Below are 20,819 nucleotides of genomic sequence, written 5' to 3'. Positions count from 1 at the left end.
GCAACGCAGATAACAAATCGCTGATGAAACCGTGAGACAGGACCACAAAGTTTTTGTTTTTTATACGTTTTGCTATATTGTATATGTACATATCTTTAGTACCTTTATTCAGTTTATTCGATGCTGATAATTAATGAACACCTTATTTTAAATTTACTGGCGGGTTCAGTAGAAGATTTAGCCACTGGCCGTAAAACTATGCTAGGTGGTAATGAAGTGGCAATGCTCAAATTCATGGTAGAGCACCCCAATGAACCACTAACTAAATACACTCTTCTAGAGCAGGTCTGGCATAAAAAAGGCGTGATTGTTGAAGAAAGCAGTTTACTCCATTGTATTTCAAGTTGTCGTAAAGCTTTACGTGACAAAGATGCTGCAATTATTAGTACTGTGCGAGGAGTAGGTTATAGGTTTAATGGCGAAATAAAGAACTATGAACCTAAACTTGTTACCCCCAAGAAAAAAGCTCAGCCTAGTAGTGATAAACCTCAAGCTAGAACAAACTGGTTGACTTTAAATGCGCATTCAGGAGCGTATCTAGCTACGTTTGCGTTAAGTGCTTTGGTAAGCCACTGGACGGTGCTTTCTTGGAACTCACCTTGGGTCGAAGCAGACTATACTGAAAATTTTTATGCGCAATGTACATTGTTGACTGTATCTCCTGTGATACTTAATCAAGTGCGTGCGTTTGAGACGGGTAATCAGGTGATTTTGGTTAAAGAAGATGGGTCATCTGTTAGCTATCGACCTAAAGATGTGGAAGTAGTGTGTGAATAAAAAACTTATTGTCGCTAGTATTGTAGCAGGCTGTTTTATGGGTGGTGTTTCTGCGTATATGAACTCACCAACGATAAACCGAAGTTATGAAAGTAAGACTGAGATTGTTGTTCCGACTCAGCAAGGAAGCAAACATATTGGATTACTGGCCCAACTTAATTTTAAGAGATCAGGTCAATATGAGATGTATTTTCTTACTGACGATCTTGTTGGTTTTAATGTTTCGGGTAAATATGGCTTTAGTTCTTTGGGGTTGTCCCTTATGCCAACGGCTTCTGAGAGTATTATTCCTCAAGATAAGAAACTCTCTATTGTTGAAACCATGTTTAGTCAGCATGGTATACACTCGATGGAGGAATTAAAAATCATTCGTTTGGATGATGATAAAACCATATTCGTCGCACCGAGATATTCATATCTGTATACAAGTGTCTATATTTAGTGGCTAATAATTAGTTTGGTTATATTGTATTTTTTTATTAAAAATCAATAATTTGATGTTTGTTAATTATGATTCATATTGAAACATCATCAAGCTGACAGTCTTCTAACTGTAGAGAAAAAATCTTAGGTATAAAATGTTCCAACAATTATCAACCTAAGAGACCTCATGTTAATCATCAACGAAAATTTGGTTTTCGATTCTGAGCAAGGATATATCCAAAATCTAAGCAGTAATGTGCGTTATCCGATAGGCATCAATGAGATTACGCTACTCAACTTTATGATTGAGCGTATTGGAGAAACTTTAACTAAAGATCAGCTTATGTACCATGTCTGGAAAAAGCGCGGTATTTTTGTTGAAATGAGCAGTTTAATGCACTGTATCTCCAGTTGTCGTAGAGCACTGGAAGACCGCTCTGCGGAGGTGATAAAAACCGTACGTGGTTCAGGCTACAAATTTATTGGCAATGTAGAGAGCTATCAGTCGGGTATAGAGCCTGTTGAAGTGAACATGAGCCTCACTGAGGTTGAACCTATAGGCGTTAGTGTAACTGAACAAACTGATGCCCAAAAATCTAACGGGCAAGGTCGGACGATATTGATGGCTGCGGGGCTATTTTTTTGTTCGGCATTAACCAGTTATTTAATTGCAGAGAGCATGCATTCACCTCTTTCCGATATATCTTTTGAACAAAAGCATTTTAATGCATGTTGGTTTGCTCCAGACAGCAGTGGTATCAAAGTGCGCTATCAAGACGTTAACTTGTATGACTTTGGTGAATTAACTTTGTTGGTTGATAAAGGCGGTCGCTCCTTGAGTTTTCGACCTAAAAGTGGAGTGTTGAGTTGTGAGTAAGTTAGCTGTTGTTATGATTATTTTAGTCGGTGCAACTCTAGGTGTACTCGCTTCTTACTTCAACAATAATAGCATTAATAGACATATGAGTAGCCACACTGCTGCTTATATATCATCGGTCGATCCAGATAATGGCTTTGGTATCACATTACCATTAAGAGTCGATCTCATGCTTAAAGAAAATAGCACCTACGGTGTATATGCTTTGCTACCCAAAAGTAGGGTTGGTTATTCTAGTTCAGGATGGTACGAATTAGATAGTGATGGAATTTTTTTTACAATGAGGCAACACAGGCGGTTAAATATAGAACCACTGCGAAATGGAGTGATCGAACAGCTTTTTGTTAGACCTGGAGCATTTGATGGTCATATGAAGCTAGTCAAACTTGATGAGCACAGTGCTGCGCTAGTAGGGAGCAAAGTTGCACTACACATGATTTATTAAATTTATAAGACCAGCTTCATTGACAAAATGACCTTTAGCCCTCCAAGTGAACTTCGGTCTAGCGTCAATTTGCCTCGATAGCTATGAGCCATTTCACTAACAATATTAAGGCCAAGGCCTGTTCCTGGTGTGGTTTCATCCAAGCGAACGCCGCGATGGATCACCTGGGCCAGTTTTTGCTCGGGTATGCCAACTCCATCATCTTCTATGATGACATCAATGGTCTCGGAAGTTTCACTATTTTCAAGAGAGTGTACACGAATAATACTTTTGGACCATTTATAGGCGTTTTCAATAATGTTACCCAACATTTCATTAAGATCAGTTTGCTCCACCGCTACATTTAAATCGCTATCGAGCTCATTAATAAGGCTGATACCACGATCGGAATAAACTTTATCAAACGCCATGGAAATGGCGTCGACTCGTTTTGATGGGCAGGAACTGACGGATAAGATATTTTTTGCTCCAGCCATTCTTGCTCTAGCTAAGTGGTAATCAATTTGATTTTGTATTTGGTCTAGAGAAGGGCGCAATTGCTCTTGAATTACGGGATCTTTTGTCGCGACTTCGTTTTTGAGTACTGAAAGTGGAGTTTTTAGAGCATGAGATAGGTTACCAGCGTGGTGACGAGCTCGTTCAAGTAGTTCTTGATAATGGAAAACAAGCGCGTTTAAGTCTGAAACGACAGGTGACACTTCCTTTGGGTACTCTTGATCTAATTGAGTTTTTTTTCCTGAACGTAGCTGAGAAAGTTCCTTATGCATTTTACTTAGCGGGCTTAAAGACCACTGAACCTGGATGGTAATTAAGGTTAAAACACCAATATAAAGTAAAGCGAGAATAAACCATAGTTGCCCCATTAAATTACGAACTGTATCTTCTATAGGTTGTTGGTCCATACCGATAGTGACTTTAATAGGGCCAGAATAGTCAGGGTAATATAAGGTTGAGTCGATGTGGATCAGTTTTTCATCGCGCGCACCTAGCAAGTCATGTTCATTCTTGGAAGTAAGAGTCTTGTCCCAAAGCGAACGCGAGCGAAGCAAAGCCTTGCTGGTTTTAGCAGACCAATAAAATCCGCTGTAAGGCCGAGTAAAACGTGGATCGGAGAGGGGAGAGGTTAACTTAAGATTACCCTTTTCATCTGCTTCAAGAGCTGCGGCAATTTCATCCATATAAATGGCAAGCTGCTGTTTAGTATCTTCTTGCATGTAGAGATAAACTTGAGAAGGCATCATGATACCAGCAGCAATGATCATTGCTGTCAACCAAACTATTGCAGCAAGGACAAGGCGGCTTTTAAGGCTGAGCCGTTTGAGCAATCGTACTTTACTAATCGGCATTAAGCTGATATCCCAAACCTCTCACCGTTTTGATAACTTTAGTTGAGATTTTTTTCCGGATACGACCAATAAAAACCTCGATAGTATTGGAATCGCGGTCAAAATCCTGTTTGTAAATATGTTCGACTAGTTCACCGCGCGATATGACTTTTTCAGGGTTATGCATAAAGTAGGCAACGACTTTATACTCCAAGGCTGTTAAGTCGATTGGTTGGCCTTGCCACATGACTTTAGATGTGCGTGTGTCTAGACTCAGGCTGCCCATCTGCATCACAGGCGAGGCGTTTCCAGAAGCGCGCCGAAGTTGAGCACGAATACGAGCAATTAGTTCAACCATTTCAAAAGGTTTGGTTTGATAGTCATCGGCACCGGCGTTAAGGCCCTCTACTCGCTGTGTAAGGCCGTCTCGTGCACTAAGGATGATGACGGGAGTATTTATATTTTCGTCACGGATGCCTTTTAAAACGGTTAATCCATCCAATTTGGGTAAGCCTAAGTCGAGAACAATTACATCCCATTCTTCCGATGTCGCGCGATAGAGAGCATCTATTCCATCGTTCGAAAGCTCAGGAACCCAACCATTTTTCTCCAAAGATTCGATAATTTGCTCGCCTAGGCGAGGTTCGTCTTCCACTACAAGTATTTTCATCGCGCTGTCTTTTAGTTTCTTAAAGCTTGTTTGACATTATGACCTTCAATCAGAATCATTTCTAAGGTCTGAGCATTGTATTCAACTTTAATGATGTTGTTATTGTAATTGAGCTTAAGTTCATATATCCAAATGTCGTCATCTTCATCCAGTTCAACTTTGATGATACGACCGTGAAGATCTTTCTCAACAGCAGCATAAAGTTCTGAGAATGGACGAATATAGCCTTGACGTACTGCATCATAGACTTCATCTTGATCTTCTTCGATTTCAATTTGTGTCCCTGCATGCTGAATATCCTGCACCAAAGCATGTCCATCTTTATTTGGCTCGGCTTTGGCGAATACTGGAGCACTGGTAAGCATACAGAGCGTGCTAATAAGTAAGCCAATTAACTGCTTATGAAACATCGCGTTATCTTGTTAGAAGTTCTATGAGTGAGTATAACGAATTTTTTCTGAACACAAAGTGAATGTTGGTCAGCATTTATTAGGTTTGCTGAGCTAACATTTTAGTTCGTCGGCAAATATCTTGTCACGTACTTTCCAAAACCGTCCCGACTTTCTGGCTATCACAAATTGCGGTGGTCTAAAGCGGTGCTGATGCTTAACTACCTTATTTGGAGACAGTTCATTAAAAGGTCTATGTTTATCTGCAAGGTGAGCTCTTACAAACTTATTTTTAAAGTCTTGTTTCTGTTTCGGAGTCGTTAGTGACCAAAATTCATGCACTTGAGCCTGGTTTTCACCAAAGTAAGATACTTTAAGACTGTTTTTACCTTTATCGTTTTTGTGTAGTGTTAGGTCCATAGATAAACACTCAAATACCAAAGCATCTTTAAGTTTTAATGCCTCTTTAAGCTTTTTGTCAGGATCAACTAATGTGGCATCACATTCATGACATACCCGCGCTGCTATGTCGTTATCTGCACCACATTCATTACAATATTTTGCTCTGAATCGGTAATTACAGTGTTCTCGTTCTTGGGTGACTTCGTCTTCTAAATAGCCTTGACATTTCCGGCCATAATGCTCGACTAAAAATCCATTATTATCTAACTTTCCCCAAAAATTATTGTTGAAGCCACATGCAGGGCAAGGGATGGTAATAATTTCGCTATCAGATGCTGGTTTAGTATCTCCAACTTCAGGTTGATAGAGGTCATAACTGTTTCCTGCATAGTCGAGCACTAAGCATTCTTTTTTTCCTGGAGATAAACGAAGACCTCGGCCAACGATTTGTTGGTACAAACTAATGGATTCAGTGGGCCGCATAATTGCAATAAGATCGACATGCGGTGCATCAAAACCAGTTGTTAAGACAGAAACATTCACTAAATATTTAATTTTTTGTTGTTTAAATTCTTCGATAATAGAGCTGCGTTCAGTTGCTGAAGTGTCGCCAATTACAAGTGCTGATTCCGTTTTAGGAAGTAAAGATAAGATTTCTTGTGCATGTCGTACAGTAGAAGCAAAGATCATGACACCTTGCCTGATACGAGCAAGGTGTATGATTTGCAAAACAATTTGAGGTGTGGCACGTTTGTCTTGGTCTATGACCATATCCAACTCGGCTTCCTTATATCTTCCTGTATTTGATGGTTTTAACTGAGAGAAATCATAGCTGAGAATTGGGGTATCCATCATGCGGGCTGGGGTGAGAAAGTTTTCATCTAGCAGGTAACGAATCGGCAGCTCAAAAATACAATCTCGAAAGAACCTAGGCTCTTCTGTTCTGACCAATCCACGAGTGTGATATTGATAGATCCAGCCCATACCTAGTCTATAAGGAGTAGCGGTAAGACCAAGCACCTTAATGCCTTGATTTAGCTTTCGCAAATGGCCGATGACTTTTTGGTAGTTGGTGTCTTTGTTGTCTGCAACCCTATGGCACTCATCAATAACCAAAAGAGAAAACTGATTTTTAAAATCATCCAGATTTCGCACTACGGATTGAACAGAGGCAAATACCACCTGTTGTTGTGTTTCTTTTCTACCTAAGCCCGCAGAATATATGGCTCCTTGGAGTTTATAACCTTCATACTTTGCATGATTTTGTTCAACCAGTTCTTTTACATGAGCTAGAACCAATACTTTTCCTTTTGCTAGCCTTGCAAGCTCAGCAATAACCAAACTTTTTCCTGCACCAGTCGGAAGGACTAATACCGCTGGACTTGAGTGTTTACGAAAATAGTGGATTACGGCTTTCACTGAATCGGCTTGATAAGGTCTTAATGTATACATAAATCGTGTGAAATTACTCAACTATTTCAAAAAGCACTCTATAATACCTCACTTGATATAGATGAGGTAATCATGCGTTTAGATAAATATTTATGTGATGCGCTGGGTGCAACCCGAAAAGAAGCAACAAAGATCATCAAAAGTGGTGATGTTACAGTTAACAAGACGGTGCAGAAAAGTGGTTCGGTTAAATTAACCGATACTTGCATTGTTGAGTGGCAGGGCCGAGAGATACACAAACCTGGCCCTCGTTATATCATGCTATTCAAACCTGAAGGTTTTGTTTGTTCTCATGAAGATGGATTTAATCAGACTGCCTTCATGTTATTGGATGAGGTTAAAATGGAAGATCTCCATTTTGCTGGCCGTTTAGATGTGGATACGACAGGTTTAGTGCTTATCACTGATGATGGCCAATGGTCTCATCGTATTACTTCGCCAAAACACAAGTGTGCAAAGACTTATCGTGTGTGGCTTGCTGACCCTATTGGTTCCAATTATGTTGAAAAGTTTTCTGAGGGTATAGAGTTGCGTAATGAGAAATCGGCAACTTTACCCGCTAAACTGGAGATTGTTGACCAAGATGAAAATGAAGTGCTACTAACCATCACGGAAGGTAAGTATCATCAAGTGAAACGAATGTTTGCGGCTCTTGGGAATAAAGTAGAGCACTTACATCGAGAGCGTATTGGCCAGATAACGTTGGATAATGATTTAGAACCTGGCGAGTACCGTTGCCTAACTCAAGAAGAAATCGACTCAGTTTGGAATTAGTACCTTAAAATTGGAAATAGTTTAGTTCCAAATAGGAAGTGGTTTTTTATATATTGTTGGCTCAATATAATGCAGCTAAATAGGATATCTGTATTTAGCTGCTTTCTGTTTGGCTCTATTGTAGATGGTTAGCAGTCCCAAACACTATATGGAGGCTTATGTCTAATCACGCTCTAACCTCAACACCTTCTCAAAAAATAACGTTTTTACTTTTTTGCGTGCTGGGAGCTGTCGGAGCTCTAACGCCTCTTGCTATTGATATGTACCTACCGGCTATGCCGAACCTTGCTCGTGATCTGGGAGTTTCTGAAGGGGCAGTGCAGATTACTTTGACAATTTACACGGCGGGTTTTGCGATAGGGCAATTAATTCATGGTCCTTTGGCTGACAGCTTTGGTCGTAGGCCAATTCTGATTCTGGGAGTGATTTTATTTGCAATTGCATCGGTCATCAGTGCGACAACAAACGGAATTGAGGCCTTGATATGGATTCGTGGGATCCAAGGTTTTTCCGGTGCTGCCGCCGCAGTGGTTATCCAAGCCATTGTTCGAGATATGTTTGATCGTGAAGATTTTACTCGTGCAATGTCTTTTGTCACTTTAGTGATTACCATCGCACCTTTGGTAGCGCCAATGTTAGGTGGGTATATTGCAATATGGTTTGGCTGGCGTGGTATTTTCTGGGTATTGGCAATGTTTTCTGTGGTTGTGATTGCGCTGGTGTTATGGAAAATACCAGAGACATTGAGTGACGAGAATAGGCAGCCTCTTCGTTTTGCTTCAACATTAAGAAATTACCTAAGTTTATGCCGTAATCCCGTCGGTGTGGGGTTAATACTCTCTGGTGCGTTCTCTTTTGCTGGTATGTTCTCCTTTCTTACCGCAGGTTCCTTTGTCTATATTGATATTTACAATGTTAAGACCAACGAGTTTGGCTATCTATTTGCGTTGAACATTATCGCAATGATAATTATGACCATGATAAATGGGCGTTTTGTTAAGAGGGTAGGCTCACATGCAATGCTTAGGTTTGCATTAACCATTCAACTCTTTGCTGGAATTGGGTTATTTTTTGGATGGGTGCTTGACCTAGGTCTATGGGGCACTGTACCTTTCGTGGTCCTTTTCATCGGTACAACAGCCACAATCGGTAGTAATACAATGGGGCTGCTGTTAAGTGGTTATTCAACCATGGCCGGAACCGCTTCTTCACTTGCGGGTACACTCCGCTTTGGAATAGGCTCGGTGATGGGTGGGGTCATTGCATTAATGCCTGATGGTGTTGTTTGGCCAATGATTAGTGTTATGACGGCGTGTTCAATATTATCCGCGACGTTTTACTGGATACTTGGAAGAAAGGCGTAATGTCTCAGTATACAATTGAAATTCAAAACTTAGTTAATTGTGCATTGCAGGAACTAGCAAATGAGCACAAATCAGGGAAAGCTGTTGATGCGCCTGTTTCTAACAATCATTATTTGGTGCGTTGGGTGACAAAGGCCTTAAAGTCACAGCGTTTTCACCGTTGTGTCATGGATGATTTAACTCGGTGGCAGAAAGAAGGGCGTTCTAAAGGCAATGATGCAGCGTTGATGAAGACATTTCAGCGTATTTCTAGATTCTATGCGAATTTTTTCCCAGCCTCTGCTCTTGAACGTAAGATAAAAGATAGTGAAATAAATAATTTTTTGGATTATGTGGAAGAGCAGGGCTGGGAAGTCTCGACTTCAGAACCTCTTCTTAACTGCGGGAAAGTTCAAATATTTACGGAAGGCCCTAACTCATTTGCGCTTTGTTCGAAACAATGTGATGACTGTTTTGATGGGGAAGAGCTAGTAAAACCCATGAACTGGTTCGTACGTGGAAATCATGCTCAATTTATAGAAATGGCAGCAAATGCTGGCTTTATGCTGCACAAAATCACGGATTATAAATCTAATGTCAAATACCATGGAGAGTACTTGGTTTATCCCGCAAACCAAGGAGAACGACTGGCTGAAATACCGCTTGGGTATCAAATTTAGACTTATATTTGTGAAGTGACTCTTCACAATACTGAATGAAAGTGTCTGAGCTTGATGTGCCCTCAAACATCAGGTGGAAAAGCCATACACTATAAAAGTATTAAAATAGAGTCACTACATGAAAATATTAACTTTTCTCACAATACTGTGCCCAATGTATGTGTTAGCAGGCGATTTTACCCAAATATCTGTTTTTGGCGATAGTCTTTCCGATTGTGGAAATAAATTTGCTGTTTCCCATCAATTTAATTCAGCAACCGAAGGTGCGTTGCTTGCATCAACATCAGTGCCAAACTGGCAAGGTAGGGCAAGTAATGGTTGGGTATGGACAGAGTATCTTGCTCAGCTTCTAGAACTTCCTCCTCTATCACCAGCTCGAATTGAAATCAATACTGACATTCATGTTGAAAAGCTAAACGAAAAGATTTCATATTTCATTCATTTGAAGTCTCAAAAAGGAAATAACTGGTCGGTCGGTGGAGCGATGGCATTACCTGGGAATTTTAATAATCTTAGTAAAGGTGAAGGAGTCCTTTCTTTTACAGGTGGCAATATTCTACCCAATTCATCTGCTCAGATATCAAACCGTATCAATGAAAAAGGTTTTTTCGATAAGGGAACCATAGTTACCTATATGTTAGGTACTAATAATATGTGGTACAGCTTGTATGGCGATTTGGATCAAACAGGACCTCAAGCTGCAAAGTTAGCAGCCTCTGATATCAATCACCTTATTCAGTATCATGCTGAAACGATAGTTATTGCCAATATACCTGATTTATCTGATGCTCCATGGCTTAGAGATAAAGCACATAAAGCTGATGAATTCATTAACAGTTTTAATCGTATACTCAAAGAGCGGGTTAGACTTATCGAACAGGCAAATCCAAGTAAGAATATTATTTATGTTGATGCTTATGCTTTCTACAAAAAAATAAAAAATGAGGTTTTAGACTCAGGTGTTTACGAAGACAAGGAACTTAATATCAAAATAACCAATATTAAAGATGCCTCATTTCAAGTAGAAAAGGGAAAGGTTATTGGTAATCCAGAGCAATTCTTATATTGGGATGGGATTCACCCCACAACTAATATACACAAGCTTTATGCCAAGTATGTAGCTAATGCTATTCAAAACAGTTATTGGAATGAACGTTCAAGTGAGCTTACAGCGAATTCTGTTTAGCTTTTTTAACGATGGCTTTCACCATGCCTTTGAAAATAAATCTATGAGCAGGCATCATAGCGAACCAATAGAGGAGTCCTCTAAATCCTTGAGGGTGCCACCATGCAGTGACTTCAAGTCTGCGGATGTGACCTAAGTCTTGCAATGAAAACTCTAGACGTCCCAAACCAGGGGCTTTCATACCAAATAATAAAGATAGAAACTTATTGTCCTCACAACGAATGACTTTCCATGAGTCAATATAGTCGCCCACTTTAAGCTGAGGACCTAATGGGGATCGCCTAGCTGGGAAGCCAGCACCCAATAGGATATCGAGCCATTCTCTAATGCGCCAAAGCAGGCTAGCATAAAAGTAACCTTCTTGAACGCTGCCAATTTTTTGGATCACTTTCCAAAGCTCTTCAATACTAATTTGTGTATATATACATGCCCCAGTCTGCTTCGCATAATATCCGTAGCCTGGCTGCCAACGCTTAAATGCTGTAGGGTCAAACCCCCAAACCTCACTTTTAATGAAGTTACTTTCTTTTGCGATACTTTTGCGAGTCATTTCTTCAAACCCGATTAAGTTTTGCGGATAACGCTGATGGATGGCTTGCCAATCTGCGACAAAGTCATGCTTCAATCCAGAAATCAATGCAGTTCCAATAGATGTAGGAACTGAAGTTACTATACCGAGCCAGCTCGAGGCAAATTGAGGTGTAAGTAAATTAGTAGAAAAAATCCGTATGGGCTTATTAATCACTTTACTGATTAAATTGAATTGCTCTTTATAGCTGAGAATATCTGGACCACCAATTTCAAATAAATTGTGTGTTGTCGGTGATTCTTTTATCAGTTCGACTAAGTAGTAATTAAGATTGTCTAGATCGATAGGGTTGGCTCTAGATTCAATCCATTTGGGGGTTAGCAACAAAGGCATATTAAAGATAAAATCTCGCATGATTTCAAATGCAGCTGATCCTGGCCCTATGATCACTCCGGCTCTGAGTTCAGTGACAGGGTGACCTGCTTGACGAATAATATCTCCTGTCATTCGCCTTGCTTTGAGATGCCTCGAATTACCTGTTAAAGGCTGAAGAGAGCTGAGATATATGACATGTTTGACGTTACTGAGTTTAAGTGCTGCTTTAAAATTAGTGGCAAGTGACAGTTCATAAGTAAGAAAATCATGACCATGAGCCATTCCATGAACCAGAAAATAGACAACCTCAAACTGCGCAACAATATTTATTGTTTCCTGCTGATTAGCCAAATCAAGATAAATAAGGTTAAGATTCTTGTGATTCTCGACTCGATCTCGAAGATAGTCAATTTGTCGTGCAGCAGCAGTGACATGATAGCCCCTGGCGCAAAGTATCGGTAGTAGTTGAGAACCAACGTAACCAGATGCTCCCAGTACCAATATTTTTTTCATGGCATACCCTAGTAGGTGAAAGCTCTTTATTTTCAGGCTTAGTTGTAGTGCAGAAAAATTATTTTTAGCACACTTTATTATACTTATTCACATGATAAGACAGGTAATAATGGTCGAATAAATGATGGTGGTAATGCAAGTTTAATATTGATTTAGTTCCAATTTTTTGGACAAGATCTGTATATGCACCAGACTTGCACTGTTGAGCTAATGAAAATTAGAACGTATCTTGTGATCCACTATCCAAAATACTTTCTCAAAGCGATGTTTTAGTGTAGATTCACAGTCCAATTTTAAGAATTGTGAGAACTTTAATGCTGCAACTAACAGACCTTTGTAAAGGTTATGTGGATGGTGGGGAGTTTCACCCTGTTCTGCAAGGTGCTGAGTTGTCATTAGAGCAAGGTGAGCAGATAGCTCTCATGGGGGAGAGTGGTTCTGGCAAGAGTACACTACTTAATCTGATAGCCGGATTAGATATAGTCGATTCCGGTGAAATCCAATTTCCTAACTTTTCGATGCATCAAATTGGCGAAAATCAGCGTACAGCTTATCGGCGAAACAACATTGGGCTCATATTCCAACAGTTTAATTTAATCCCGACTCTAAATATTGCTGATAACATCCGTTTCTGTCGTCAATTAAAGGGTTTATCGGAAGATGTAGCATTATGGCGTCAGATCCTCTCTTCGTTAGATCTTATGCCGCTTCTAGGCCGATATCCTGAAGAAGCTTCTGGTGGACAACAGCAGCGAGCTGCCATTGCTCGCGCTTTGTATATGGAACCTAAATTATTGCTCGCGGATGAGCCGACGGGCAGTTTAGATGAAAAAAATGCTGAAGCTGTAATGCGCCTGTTGACTAGTCTAACTCGTCAACTAAAGTGTACGCTATTATTGGTAACCCACAGTGAGCGTGTTGCTGCTCATATGGAAGGGAGGGTGCGCCTCCAAGGAGGGCTGCTTCATGTTATGGCCCGTAATTAAAGCACTTTTGGGCCATTACAGACGCTATCCTTTTCAAATCCTTCTTGTCTGGCTTGGTCTTACCTTAGGTGTCTCACTTCTTGTTGGAGTGACTTCGATTAATGACCATGCAAAAAAAAGCTACCAGCATGGTGAAAAACTTTTTTCTAATCCTCTTCCTTATCGTATTCGACCCAAGCATGCAACAAACAAAATTCCACAAGGTTTTTACGTCCAATTACGCCGTGATGGCTTTAACCAATGTGCGCCCTTTGAGCAATTGCGTCTAAATATTAGTAATGGTTCAGAATTAATTTTAATTGGTTTGGATCCCGTTGCCATGTGGCAATTCCATCATGCCTTAAATTTAAAAGACTTCCTATCGCTCCCACTGATGACGCCTCCACATCCAGTAATGGTAAGTGCTGATCTTGCCAGCTATATGGACTGGCAAGATGGGGATAAAATCATTTTGAATGATGGGAGTTCGCTTGGGCCTATTATTGTGGACCAGCGAGATTTAATACAAGGGACACGGATAATCGCAGATATTTCACTAACAAGGATGCTAGAGCGTCGTTCTGGTATTTCAGTTATTGCATGTGGTGAAATGCCGGCTGCGAAACTTACCCATCTTAAAAATTACTTACCTGATGGAATGAGTATCACGAGAAACTCTCGTGCTGAGCTAGAGTCTTTAACCAAAGCATTTCATATGAATTTAAGTGCGATGGGAATGTTGGCATTTTTAGTCGGATTATTTATTTTTTATCAGGCGATGTCTTTGTCTTTAACTCAAAGGCAGCCTCTTGTTGGTATTATGCGTCAGACGGGGGTTTCTGGAGTGCAGCTAGCATTAGCGCTTTTTTTGGAGCTTTTATTGCTAATTTTGGCAAGTTGGTTGTGTGGCAATATTTTCGGAATAGTCCTAGCTAACCAATTAATACCCGCAGTTTCTGAGAGTTTGCGTGACCTTTATGATGCAAATGTTGGGCTTTTAGTCTCTTGGAGTTGGCCTTCGGCTATATATAGCTTACTTATGTCTATATTAGGAGCATGCCTGACATGTGCATGGCCCATAGTGCGCTTATTACGCTCTCAGCCGATCCGACTTACAGCTCGACTTTCATTAGTTCGTTTTGCTGGAACAGAGTTTTCTCTCCAAGCTGCATTGGCATGCGTATTGTGTGTTGTGGCTATAGCGATTTACCAGTCCCCTCAGACACAAGAGTCTGGTTTCTTTATTATTGCGTTAATGTTGGTGAGTGTCGCTTTATTTACCCCATATTTCATTTGGAAACTTTTTGACAGCCTTTCATATTTACTCAAATGGCCTAGGGTCCGTTGGTTTTTTTCTGATGCGGCGGCTAGCATGAGTTACAGGGGAGTAGCCACAATGGCTTTTATGCTCGCCATGGCCGCTAATATTGGTGTCGAGACGATGGTGGGGAGCTTTCGTGATACGACGGATAAATGGCTTAGCCAACGTTTAGCTGCTGATCTCTATATATATCCCAGTAGCAGCTCAGCGACTAGGATGAGTAGCTGGTTATCCGAACAACCCGAAATTGAATCGGTTTGGTGGCGTTGGGAACAACAAACAAACTCGGAAGATGAAGCAATTCAGGTTGTCAGTACTGGTCATTCGGATGGCGAATGGGATTCACTTACCGTTAAAATCGGCATTCCAAATTATTGGTATCATTTACACCATTCTAAAGGTTTGATGATCAGCGAATCAATGGCTATTAAGCGTGGTATTCGCCCAGGAGACTATATCGATTTATTTGGTCAACAAGGTAAAGGTTGGCAGGTGGTGGGTGTTTATTACGACTACGGTAATCCATACAACCAGATAATGTTGTCACATCCTAATTGGCTCAAAGTCTTCAAAGATAGCGGTGCTGTAACTTTAGGTGTGATATTAGAAGAGGGCGTCAATGTGGCGGGCCTTAAAAGCCGTTTAGAGTCTGTATTTCGTGTGGGCGCAGAGCGAATCTATGATAATACTCATATACATAAGAAAGCAATGAAAGTATTTGATAGAACCTTTTCTATTGCAGATACTCTCGGAAATATCACGCTTGTAATTGCAATATGCGGTATTTTCTTCGCTAGTCTTGCTGGAGAGATTTCCCGACAAAGGCATATTTCACTGTTAAGGTGTCTAGGTGTGTCTGGTAAAGAGTTAGTCATGATGGGGAGTTTGCAACTTTTTGTTTTTGGAGTAGTTTCAGTAGTAATTGCGTTGCCACTCGGTTTAGCTCTGGCTAGTTTAATAGTTGATATTGTAATGAAGCGGTCGCTTGGATGGACGCTTGAACTTCAATTTATGTCGGGAGAATATTTTCAGACCAGTTTAATGGCAATGTGTTCTCTTATTTTGGCAGGAGCCCTACCTACTTTGCGAATGATTCGGCATGCTCCAATGAAGTTTGTACGGAACTCTTTATAAAATGAGAAAAACTGTAATCTACCGACATGTAATGCTGTTTTTCATCGTGCCCCTTGTATCTACCGCAGTGGTTGTTGGTGTTATATATCAACATTATTTTGGACAGGCTATTACTCCACAACGATATTATCTATCTCAGGCTCAAAGTGTATTTGAACCTGTGTTACCTAATGAACCGGTAAAACTTCCTGATGACTTTAGTTTTCACAATCAATATCAACATGAACGTTGGCATTATTTTGCCAACTTAGAAGATCAAAATGGTGAACAGTATAGTGTCCAATGGACCTACGCTAGAGTAGCAACGGATGATAGAGACGGCCAAGGTTGGCAAGATCCCCATTTATATATTTCTTATGTGGTGATATCAAGTGATAAACAAGTATGGAAAGAGCAACGCCTTGCTAGAGGTGGTATTGGTCAAGCTGGCTTAATTCGGCAACCCTTCCAGCTGTGGATTGATAATTGGCAGTTGCGTTCATCTGGTAGAACGCCATTCCCCGGAGACCTATATCTTGCTGGTGATCGTTTTGATATACAACTAAAAATAAAAGCTCAAGCTCCCTGTGCTTTACCGGGAGAAAGAGGATACGTAGAAAAATACCCTTTACTATCTGTTGCATCCTATAATTTTGCTTGTCCATTTCTTAAAGTAGAAGGAGAGTTAAAGCTTGAAAAACATGATCTAAAGATTGTAAAAGGTCAAGGTTGGATGAGCAAAGAATGGGGAACTGGCTTATTCAGAGGGATCAATAATCATTTGGATTGGTTTACATTTAACCTAGATGCAGAAACCGTACTATCAGTAAGTCTCTATCGTCAGTCACAAACGACGGCTTATTGGAGAGGGGAATTGTTCCGTAGTAGTGGCCATGTGACCAATTTATTGCCAGAAGATATTCTAATACAGCCTACTGAGTTTTCTTATCTCACCAATGGTAAACGGTTACCGATAGCATGGAAGATAGAAGTGAAAAAACTTAATATCAATCTGGCTGTAAAAGCGAGTAATACCGCGTTGTGGTTGCCTTTCGTTATACCCTATTGGCAAGGCCCTATCAAAACATATGGATCACATGAAGCTTCCGGTTTTATGTTGTTAATGGGTTATTGAGTCGAAAAACCATCATAGTTCCTATATTTCTCATAAGAGTGGTTGTTTACATTGGTAATTCTCTGAATTTACCTATAATTAAGACAGGAATTAACGTGGTGTTACACTTTGTTTATCGGAAATTTCGAAGTGTTACATCCAAACAAGCGATTTTTCCTTAGGGATATCTATGCGTAAACTCAACTCTATTGTTTGTTCATCGTTTATTAACATAATAATTAAAGGGACGATATCATGAATGATATTATTCGCCATTTTTTCAAAATGGAGTCGGCTGGGGGAATTCTTCTTGTTATTGCAGCAGCAGTTGCTATGGCCATCGCCAATACACCTCTTAATGAGACATACCAAACAATATTGCATTCTTATGTATTTGGTATGTCGGTTTCTCATTGGATAAATGATGGTTTAATGGCGATATTCTTCTTTCTCATTGGTCTTGAAGTTAAGAGAGAATTGTTAGAGGGAGCGCTAAAATCTCGCGAAACTGCTATCTTTCCTGCAATAGCTGCTGTTGGTGGAATGTTGGCTCCAGCACTCGTTTATGTTGCATTTAACTATAATGATACTGAGGCTATTCGGGGTTGGGCCATCCCAGCTGCAACAGACATTGCTTTTGCGCTAGGAATTATGGCGCTACTAGGGAATCGTGTCCCTGTTAGCCTTAAAGTTTTTTTACTCGCATTGGCCATCATTGACGATCTTGGGGTCGTTGTTATTATTGCACTTTTCTACTCAGGGGATCTGTCTACAACGGCATTAGGTGTTGGCTTTGCAATGACAGCTGTATTATTTATGCTTAATTCAAAGAAGGTCACCAAATTAACTCCGTATATGGTAGTAGGTGCAATACTTTGGTTTGCTGTTCTTAAATCTGGGGTGCATGCAACTTTAGCTGGTGTTGTGATTGGCTTTGCGATACCTCTAAATGGTAAGAAAGGAGAGAAATCTCCACTCAAAAGAATGGAGCATGGGCTTCATCCCTATGTTGCTTTTGGTATCTTACCTATTTTTGCCTTTGCCAATGCAGGTATTTCTCTCTCAGGTATTTCTATAGATGGACTGACATCAATGCTACCTTTGGGAATAGCTCTAGGTTTATTGATTGGTAAACCAATTGGTATCTATAGCTTCAGCTGGCTTGCAGTGAAGGCAGGTGTAGCCAGACTCCCAGAAGGTATCAACTTTATTCATATTTTTGCAGTATCAGTGCTTTGTGGTATCGGTTTTACGATGTCAATATTTATATCTTCGTTGGCATTTGGGCAAGTTAACCCAGAATATGACACTTATGCGAGGTTGGGGATTTTAATGGGGTCGACCACCGCTGCGATTATTGGTTACATCCTCTTGAGTATATCATTACCAAAAAAAGCAAAGCTGGCGGATAAGCCAGCGAGTCTATAAACTAGTTGAATTGGCAGCTTAAAAAGCGCACCTCAGATGAGGTGCGCTTTTTATTTTATTAATGTGATTATTTTTCAATAATACTGAATATATTCCATTCTTCGACGACTTTTTCGCTTAATCCAACAACGGTAGCAGTCACTCGTCGATTGGTTGCATGAGCGACCTCATCATCCCCCTCATTCTCCAATAGGCTTTCTCCAAAACCCACTATCGTTACACGTTCTGGATCTATACCGTAATATAAAAGTTCATCTTGTACTGCATTAGCTCTTTGCTCGGATAATGTGTAGTTATAAGCCTCTGGGCCGATTTTACTTGTGTGCCCCTGTACTTCAATTGAGGCAGATTTATATTTTTCCAAAAAATCTGCCATTGTTTGTATCTGATCTTCAAAAGCAGAATTAATGTCATACGAGTCGTGAGCAAATAGAACTCTTAAAGCAAGTTCTTCTTCCTCTTTTAAAAATTTAGCGCAGCCATCATTATTAATTTCAGCACCTTCAAGAGTATCTGGGCATAAATCCCTGGCATTTATAACCCCATCCCTATCATCATCGAGTAAGTCAGCTACTTGGATCGCATTAGGAGTGGAGATATAGTCGTATTCATCTGCCAATGATGTATTAGATAGTGCAATACTTATTGTGGTGAGTATGTAAATGTTTATATTTTTCAATTTCAATACTCCACCTGCTCAGCCCAATCGGATGGTACGTCGACTAACAAAGAGTCAAGTAAATTACCAGTAGTATTCATCACACGATATTTTGCATATTGTTCAGAATAATGGGCATCAAGGTAGTCTTTTCGTGCTTCAAACAATTCGTTTTCTGTATTAAGCAGATCAAGCAATGTTCTCTGACCGATTTGATATTGTTTTTTGTAGGCAATTACGGTTTCTGAAGCTGAATCAACGTGGTCAGAAAGAAAGTTTTTTTGTTGTAGAGTTAGATCTAGCGCACTCCATGAAAGCCTCAGACTTTCCTCTACCTGGCGAAATGCATCGTCACGTAGATCTTTAGCCCTATTTAACTGATATGCTGAACGTTCTGTAAGGTCTTTATCTGAACCACCATTATATAGGTTATAGTTTAATCTGAGCATGGCTAGAGATTCATCACTACTACCGATGTTTCCTCCAGCATCATCCCGCCATGTTTGGCTAGCTTCAACAGATATGGTTGGGAAATTTGAGCCTTTTGATTGTTTATATTGGAAGCGAGCAGAGTCTACATCAGCCTGGGAGATCTTGATAACAGGATGATTGTTAAATGCTGTATCTAACGCTTCTTCAAGTGTCATTGGGAGCTTGGATTGATCAGCTCTAGGATAAATTAACCCGAGAGGACGGCGGCCAACTAACCGCCTGAATTGAGTGTGGGTATCTATGAGGTTATTCTGAGCCGCAAGTAAATTACCGTGAGCTTTCGCTATACGCGCCTCAACCTGTGTGACATCAGCAGTAGAACCAATCCCAGAATCTGCACGCTTTTTTATGTCACGATATATTTCTTTGTGGACTGCAAGATTACTTTCAGAAAGAGCAAGAACTTCATTGGATTTGACAGCGTTAAGATAAACTTCGGTAACTCGTAAAGCTAAATCAGAAGCGTCAGCCCATACCTGTAATCTAGATGATTTAGCTTGTGCAGAAGTTCTATCCATGTCATTTAGAGTTGCGTTACCATCCCAAAGAAGCTGAGTGAGTACAATAGAAGCTTCTTTCCTGGTTAAATCTGTATCAGCTCGGCCAGAAGACCTAGCTGGACCTATACTCTCACGACCCACCCCAGCGTCAAGATCTATATTGGGTAAATAGGCACCACCTGAAGCGTCTGCATCTTTCAATGCACTTTTGTATTGGTTAAAAGTACTTTTTAATTCTGGGTTAGTTGCTAGAGTTATAGATACTGCCTGCTCAAGTGTTTGGCTGTTGCTGGTAAAACAAACCAAAGTGATGCTACTGGTCAGTATCACTCGTTTCCAATTCAAGGTAGCCTCCTTCATTTTTAACTTCCATAACTGCAAAAATAATTGTTCACGTTGATGTTTTTGCGAATTAACCATAAATTAATCTAAATTTTAGTACAACTATATGAAACATAGGAATCTTTTTATCAAAAATGCAGGTGTTCGACGGATACACATCAAAGTTTTATCTCTTACTTAGCTGCTGAATTGGCACAATGTAAATGATGCGCCTAGAGTTAATATTATCCATAGCTGCGCTCATAAGAAAGGTAGGTTCTTAATGACAGTTATTATCGACGCTAATGGTCAGCTTAGGGAGCTCACACCTAGTGAAGCTCCGAGAGCTGGTGACGTTATTGTTGACTTTGGGCAGAATTCCCCTGCTGCGACTGATCTTGAAGCGCAATTAGTTACTGATGATGGTGAAACATTTGATGTAGATCTTGACAGTGAAATAGCGTCGATATTCGAACAAATAGAACAAGGTGTTGACCCAACGCAAAATGAAGAATTTGCAACAGCAGCGGGTGGTCAAAACGGTTCAAGTCCTACTGGTACTGGTGATGTCGATAGAACTGCTGTACAAACTAGAGCAAGTACTGATTTTGATACCGTAGGTCTTGAGTCCCAAGGGTTATCTGAAACTCAGAGCTTAGCGCTTCTAGATTTAGTAACCGAAGTTATCATTGCAGATACTTTGCTTGTAGCGGACACTTTGTCTGCTGATGACAACGCGCCCGAGTT

At 40.3% G+C, this 20,819-nt stretch carries 19 protein-coding genes and 1 pseudogene; 13 read left to right on the top strand and 7 right to left on the bottom strand.

Translation table 11 applies throughout. From position 1 onward, the window contains the following. The first annotated feature begins 120 nt into the window (after positions 1-120). The 4 genes from KO511_RS20760 (at position 121) to KO511_RS20745 (ending at position 2,522) form a co-directional block, all read left to right on the top strand. Entirely contained in the window at positions 121-777 is a 657-nt protein-coding gene (locus KO511_RS20760) for a winged helix-turn-helix domain-containing protein (RefSeq protein ID WP_215989297.1), read from the top strand. Beyond that, positions 770-1,219 carry a hypothetical protein gene (locus tag KO511_RS20755; protein ID WP_215989296.1) on the top strand — a complete coding sequence of 150 codons (450 nt, stop codon included), beginning with the start codon at positions 770-772 and terminating at the stop codon, positions 1,217-1,219. The genes KO511_RS20760 and KO511_RS20755 overlap by 8 nt, the downstream gene beginning before the upstream one ends. A 168-nt stretch (positions 1,220-1,387) precedes the next feature. Then, a complete protein-coding gene (locus KO511_RS20750; RefSeq protein ID WP_215989295.1) occupies positions 1,388-2,077 on the top strand; it encodes a winged helix-turn-helix domain-containing protein in 690 nt (229 codons plus the stop codon). Beyond that, a complete protein-coding gene (locus KO511_RS20745) occupies positions 2,070-2,522 on the top strand; it encodes a hypothetical protein (protein ID WP_215989294.1) in 453 nt (150 codons plus the stop codon). Before KO511_RS20750 ends, KO511_RS20745 begins: the two co-directional genes overlap by 8 nt. Positions 2,523-2,524: 2 nt before the next feature. On the opposite strand, the gene KO511_RS20740 is transcribed toward KO511_RS20745, so the two are convergent. The 4 genes from KO511_RS20740 to KO511_RS20725 all read right to left on the bottom strand — a co-directional run bounded on the left by KO511_RS20740 (position 2,525) and on the right by KO511_RS20725 (position 6,760). Next, positions 2,525-3,868 (bottom strand): ATP-binding protein, encoded by a 1,344-nt coding sequence (locus tag KO511_RS20740; RefSeq protein WP_215989293.1) that lies wholly within the window; start codon positions 3,866-3,868, stop codon positions 2,525-2,527. Then, complete coding sequence (locus KO511_RS20735) at positions 3,858-4,517, bottom strand: response regulator transcription factor (protein WP_215989292.1); 660 nt, start codon at positions 4,515-4,517, stop codon at positions 3,858-3,860. The genes KO511_RS20740 and KO511_RS20735 overlap by 11 nt, the downstream gene beginning before the upstream one ends. 11 nt (positions 4,518-4,528) lie before the next feature. Then, complete coding sequence (locus tag KO511_RS20730; protein WP_215989291.1) at positions 4,529-4,927, bottom strand: PepSY domain-containing protein; 399 nt, start codon at positions 4,925-4,927, stop codon at positions 4,529-4,531. A gap of 93 nt (positions 4,928-5,020) precedes the next feature. Next, positions 5,021-6,760, bottom strand: a complete 1,740-nt coding sequence (locus tag KO511_RS20725) for a DEAD/DEAH box helicase (protein ID WP_215989290.1) — start codon at positions 6,758-6,760, stop codon at positions 5,021-5,023. A gap of 72 nt (positions 6,761-6,832) precedes the next feature. Here KO511_RS20725 and rsuA point away from each other — a divergent pair, with 72 nt between their 5' ends. The 4 genes from rsuA to KO511_RS20705 all read left to right on the top strand — a co-directional run bounded on the left by rsuA (position 6,833) and on the right by KO511_RS20705 (position 10,743). After that, positions 6,833-7,534 (top strand): 16S rRNA pseudouridine(516) synthase RsuA, encoded by a 702-nt coding sequence (rsuA, locus tag KO511_RS20720; protein ID WP_215989289.1) that lies wholly within the window; start codon positions 6,833-6,835, stop codon positions 7,532-7,534. Between the two features lie 158 nt (positions 7,535-7,692). Next, the gene (locus tag KO511_RS20715) at positions 7,693-8,898 is read left to right on the top strand and encodes a Bcr/CflA family multidrug efflux MFS transporter (protein WP_215989288.1); all 1,206 of its coding nucleotides are present in this window, start codon (positions 7,693-7,695) and stop codon (positions 8,896-8,898) included. Further along, complete coding sequence (locus tag KO511_RS20710; protein WP_215989287.1) at positions 8,898-9,557, top strand: DUF2913 family protein; 660 nt, start codon at positions 8,898-8,900, stop codon at positions 9,555-9,557. Before KO511_RS20715 ends, KO511_RS20710 begins: the two co-directional genes overlap by 1 nt. A gap of 118 nt (positions 9,558-9,675) precedes the next feature. Next, positions 9,676-10,743, top strand: a complete 1,068-nt coding sequence (locus KO511_RS20705; protein WP_215989286.1) for an SGNH/GDSL hydrolase family protein — start codon at positions 9,676-9,678, stop codon at positions 10,741-10,743. Here the strand turns inward: KO511_RS20705 and KO511_RS20700 are convergent. Continuing rightward, a complete protein-coding gene (locus tag KO511_RS20700; protein WP_215989285.1) occupies positions 10,724-12,160 on the bottom strand; it encodes a DUF2867 domain-containing protein in 1,437 nt (478 codons plus the stop codon). The two genes, KO511_RS20705 and KO511_RS20700, sit on opposite strands and share 20 nt — an antisense overlap. Before the next feature lie 314 nt (positions 12,161-12,474). Between KO511_RS20700 and KO511_RS20695 the strand changes: the two genes are divergently transcribed. The 4 genes from KO511_RS20695 (at position 12,475) to nhaA (ending at position 18,101) form a co-directional block, all read left to right on the top strand. Continuing rightward, positions 12,475-13,146: an ABC transporter ATP-binding protein gene (locus KO511_RS20695; RefSeq protein ID WP_215989284.1), complete on the top strand. Its 672-nt coding sequence runs from the start codon at positions 12,475-12,477 to the stop codon at positions 13,144-13,146. Next, on the top strand, positions 13,127-15,580 hold the full coding sequence (locus KO511_RS20690) for an ABC transporter permease (RefSeq protein WP_215989283.1): 2,454 nt from the start codon (positions 13,127-13,129) through the stop codon (positions 15,578-15,580). Before KO511_RS20695 ends, KO511_RS20690 begins: the two co-directional genes overlap by 20 nt. Before the next feature lies 1 nt (position 15,581). Continuing rightward, positions 15,582-16,694, top strand: coding sequence for a lipocalin-like domain-containing protein (locus KO511_RS20685; protein WP_252724491.1), 1,113 nt, complete (start codon positions 15,582-15,584; stop codon positions 16,692-16,694). Between the two features lie 234 nt (positions 16,695-16,928). Then, positions 16,929-18,101: a Na+/H+ antiporter NhaA gene (nhaA, locus tag KO511_RS20680; protein WP_215989282.1), complete on the top strand. Its 1,173-nt coding sequence runs from the start codon at positions 16,929-16,931 to the stop codon at positions 18,099-18,101. A gap of 67 nt (positions 18,102-18,168) precedes the next feature. On the opposite strand, the gene KO511_RS20675 is transcribed toward nhaA, so the two are convergent. Both KO511_RS20675 and KO511_RS20670 read right to left on the bottom strand, forming a co-directional pair. Further along, complete coding sequence (locus tag KO511_RS20675) at positions 18,169-18,780, bottom strand: OmpA family protein (protein ID WP_215989281.1); 612 nt, start codon at positions 18,778-18,780, stop codon at positions 18,169-18,171. 2 nt (positions 18,781-18,782) lie between these two features. Then, on the bottom strand, positions 18,783-20,111 hold the full coding sequence (locus KO511_RS20670) for a TolC family outer membrane protein (protein WP_215989280.1): 1,329 nt from the start codon (positions 20,109-20,111) through the stop codon (positions 18,783-18,785). Positions 20,112-20,355: 244 nt separating this feature from the next. Here KO511_RS20670 and KO511_RS20665 point away from each other — a divergent pair. Further along, a pseudogene (locus KO511_RS20665) lies at positions 20,356-20,819 on the top strand (cadherin repeat domain-containing protein); the annotation flags it as partial.

The organism is Vibrio hepatarius (assembly GCF_018860525.1).
GTDB classification, from domain to species: domain Bacteria; phylum Pseudomonadota; class Gammaproteobacteria; order Enterobacterales; family Vibrionaceae; genus Vibrio; species Vibrio hepatarius_B.
The sequence above is the reverse complement of the archived record's forward strand: the minus strand, read 5'-3'. Positions and strand labels throughout refer to the sequence as shown.

What these genes read in the sequence shown, in the direction of transcription:
- KO511_RS20715 (WP_215989288.1), top strand. Translation starts at nt 7,693, where the DNA reads ATGTCTAATCACGCTCTAACCTCAACACCTTCTCAAAAAATAACGTTT.
- rsuA (WP_215989289.1), top strand. Translation starts at nt 6,833, where the DNA reads ATGCGTTTAGATAAATATTTATGTGATGCGCTGGGTGCAACCCGAAAA.
- KO511_RS20700 (WP_215989285.1), bottom strand. Translation starts at nt 12,160, where the DNA reads ATGAAAAAAATATTGGTACTGGGAGCATCTGGTTACGTTGGTTCTCAA.
- KO511_RS20685 (WP_252724491.1), top strand. Translation starts at nt 15,582, where the DNA reads ATGAGAAAAACTGTAATCTACCGACATGTAATGCTGTTTTTCATCGTG.
- KO511_RS20730 (WP_215989291.1), bottom strand. Translation starts at nt 4,927, where the DNA reads ATGTTTCATAAGCAGTTAATTGGCTTACTTATTAGCACGCTCTGTATG.
- nhaA (WP_215989282.1), top strand. Translation starts at nt 16,929, where the DNA reads ATGAATGATATTATTCGCCATTTTTTCAAAATGGAGTCGGCTGGGGGA.
- KO511_RS20760 (WP_215989297.1), top strand. Translation starts at nt 121, where the DNA reads ATGCTGATAATTAATGAACACCTTATTTTAAATTTACTGGCGGGTTCA.
- KO511_RS20740 (WP_215989293.1), bottom strand. Translation starts at nt 3,868, where the DNA reads ATGCCGATTAGTAAAGTACGATTGCTCAAACGGCTCAGCCTTAAAAGC.
- KO511_RS20695 (WP_215989284.1), top strand. Translation starts at nt 12,475, where the DNA reads ATGCTGCAACTAACAGACCTTTGTAAAGGTTATGTGGATGGTGGGGAG.
- KO511_RS20690 (WP_215989283.1), top strand. Translation starts at nt 13,127, where the DNA reads ATGTTATGGCCCGTAATTAAAGCACTTTTGGGCCATTACAGACGCTAT.
- KO511_RS20710 (WP_215989287.1), top strand. Translation starts at nt 8,898, where the DNA reads ATGTCTCAGTATACAATTGAAATTCAAAACTTAGTTAATTGTGCATTG.
- KO511_RS20735 (WP_215989292.1), bottom strand. Translation starts at nt 4,517, where the DNA reads ATGAAAATACTTGTAGTGGAAGACGAACCTCGCCTAGGCGAGCAAATT.
- KO511_RS20750 (WP_215989295.1), top strand. Translation starts at nt 1,388, where the DNA reads ATGTTAATCATCAACGAAAATTTGGTTTTCGATTCTGAGCAAGGATAT.
- KO511_RS20705 (WP_215989286.1), top strand. Translation starts at nt 9,676, where the DNA reads ATGAAAATATTAACTTTTCTCACAATACTGTGCCCAATGTATGTGTTA.
- KO511_RS20725 (WP_215989290.1), bottom strand. Translation starts at nt 6,760, where the DNA reads ATGTATACATTAAGACCTTATCAAGCCGATTCAGTGAAAGCCGTAATC.
- KO511_RS20670 (WP_215989280.1), bottom strand. Translation starts at nt 20,111, where the DNA reads ATGAAGGAGGCTACCTTGAATTGGAAACGAGTGATACTGACCAGTAGC.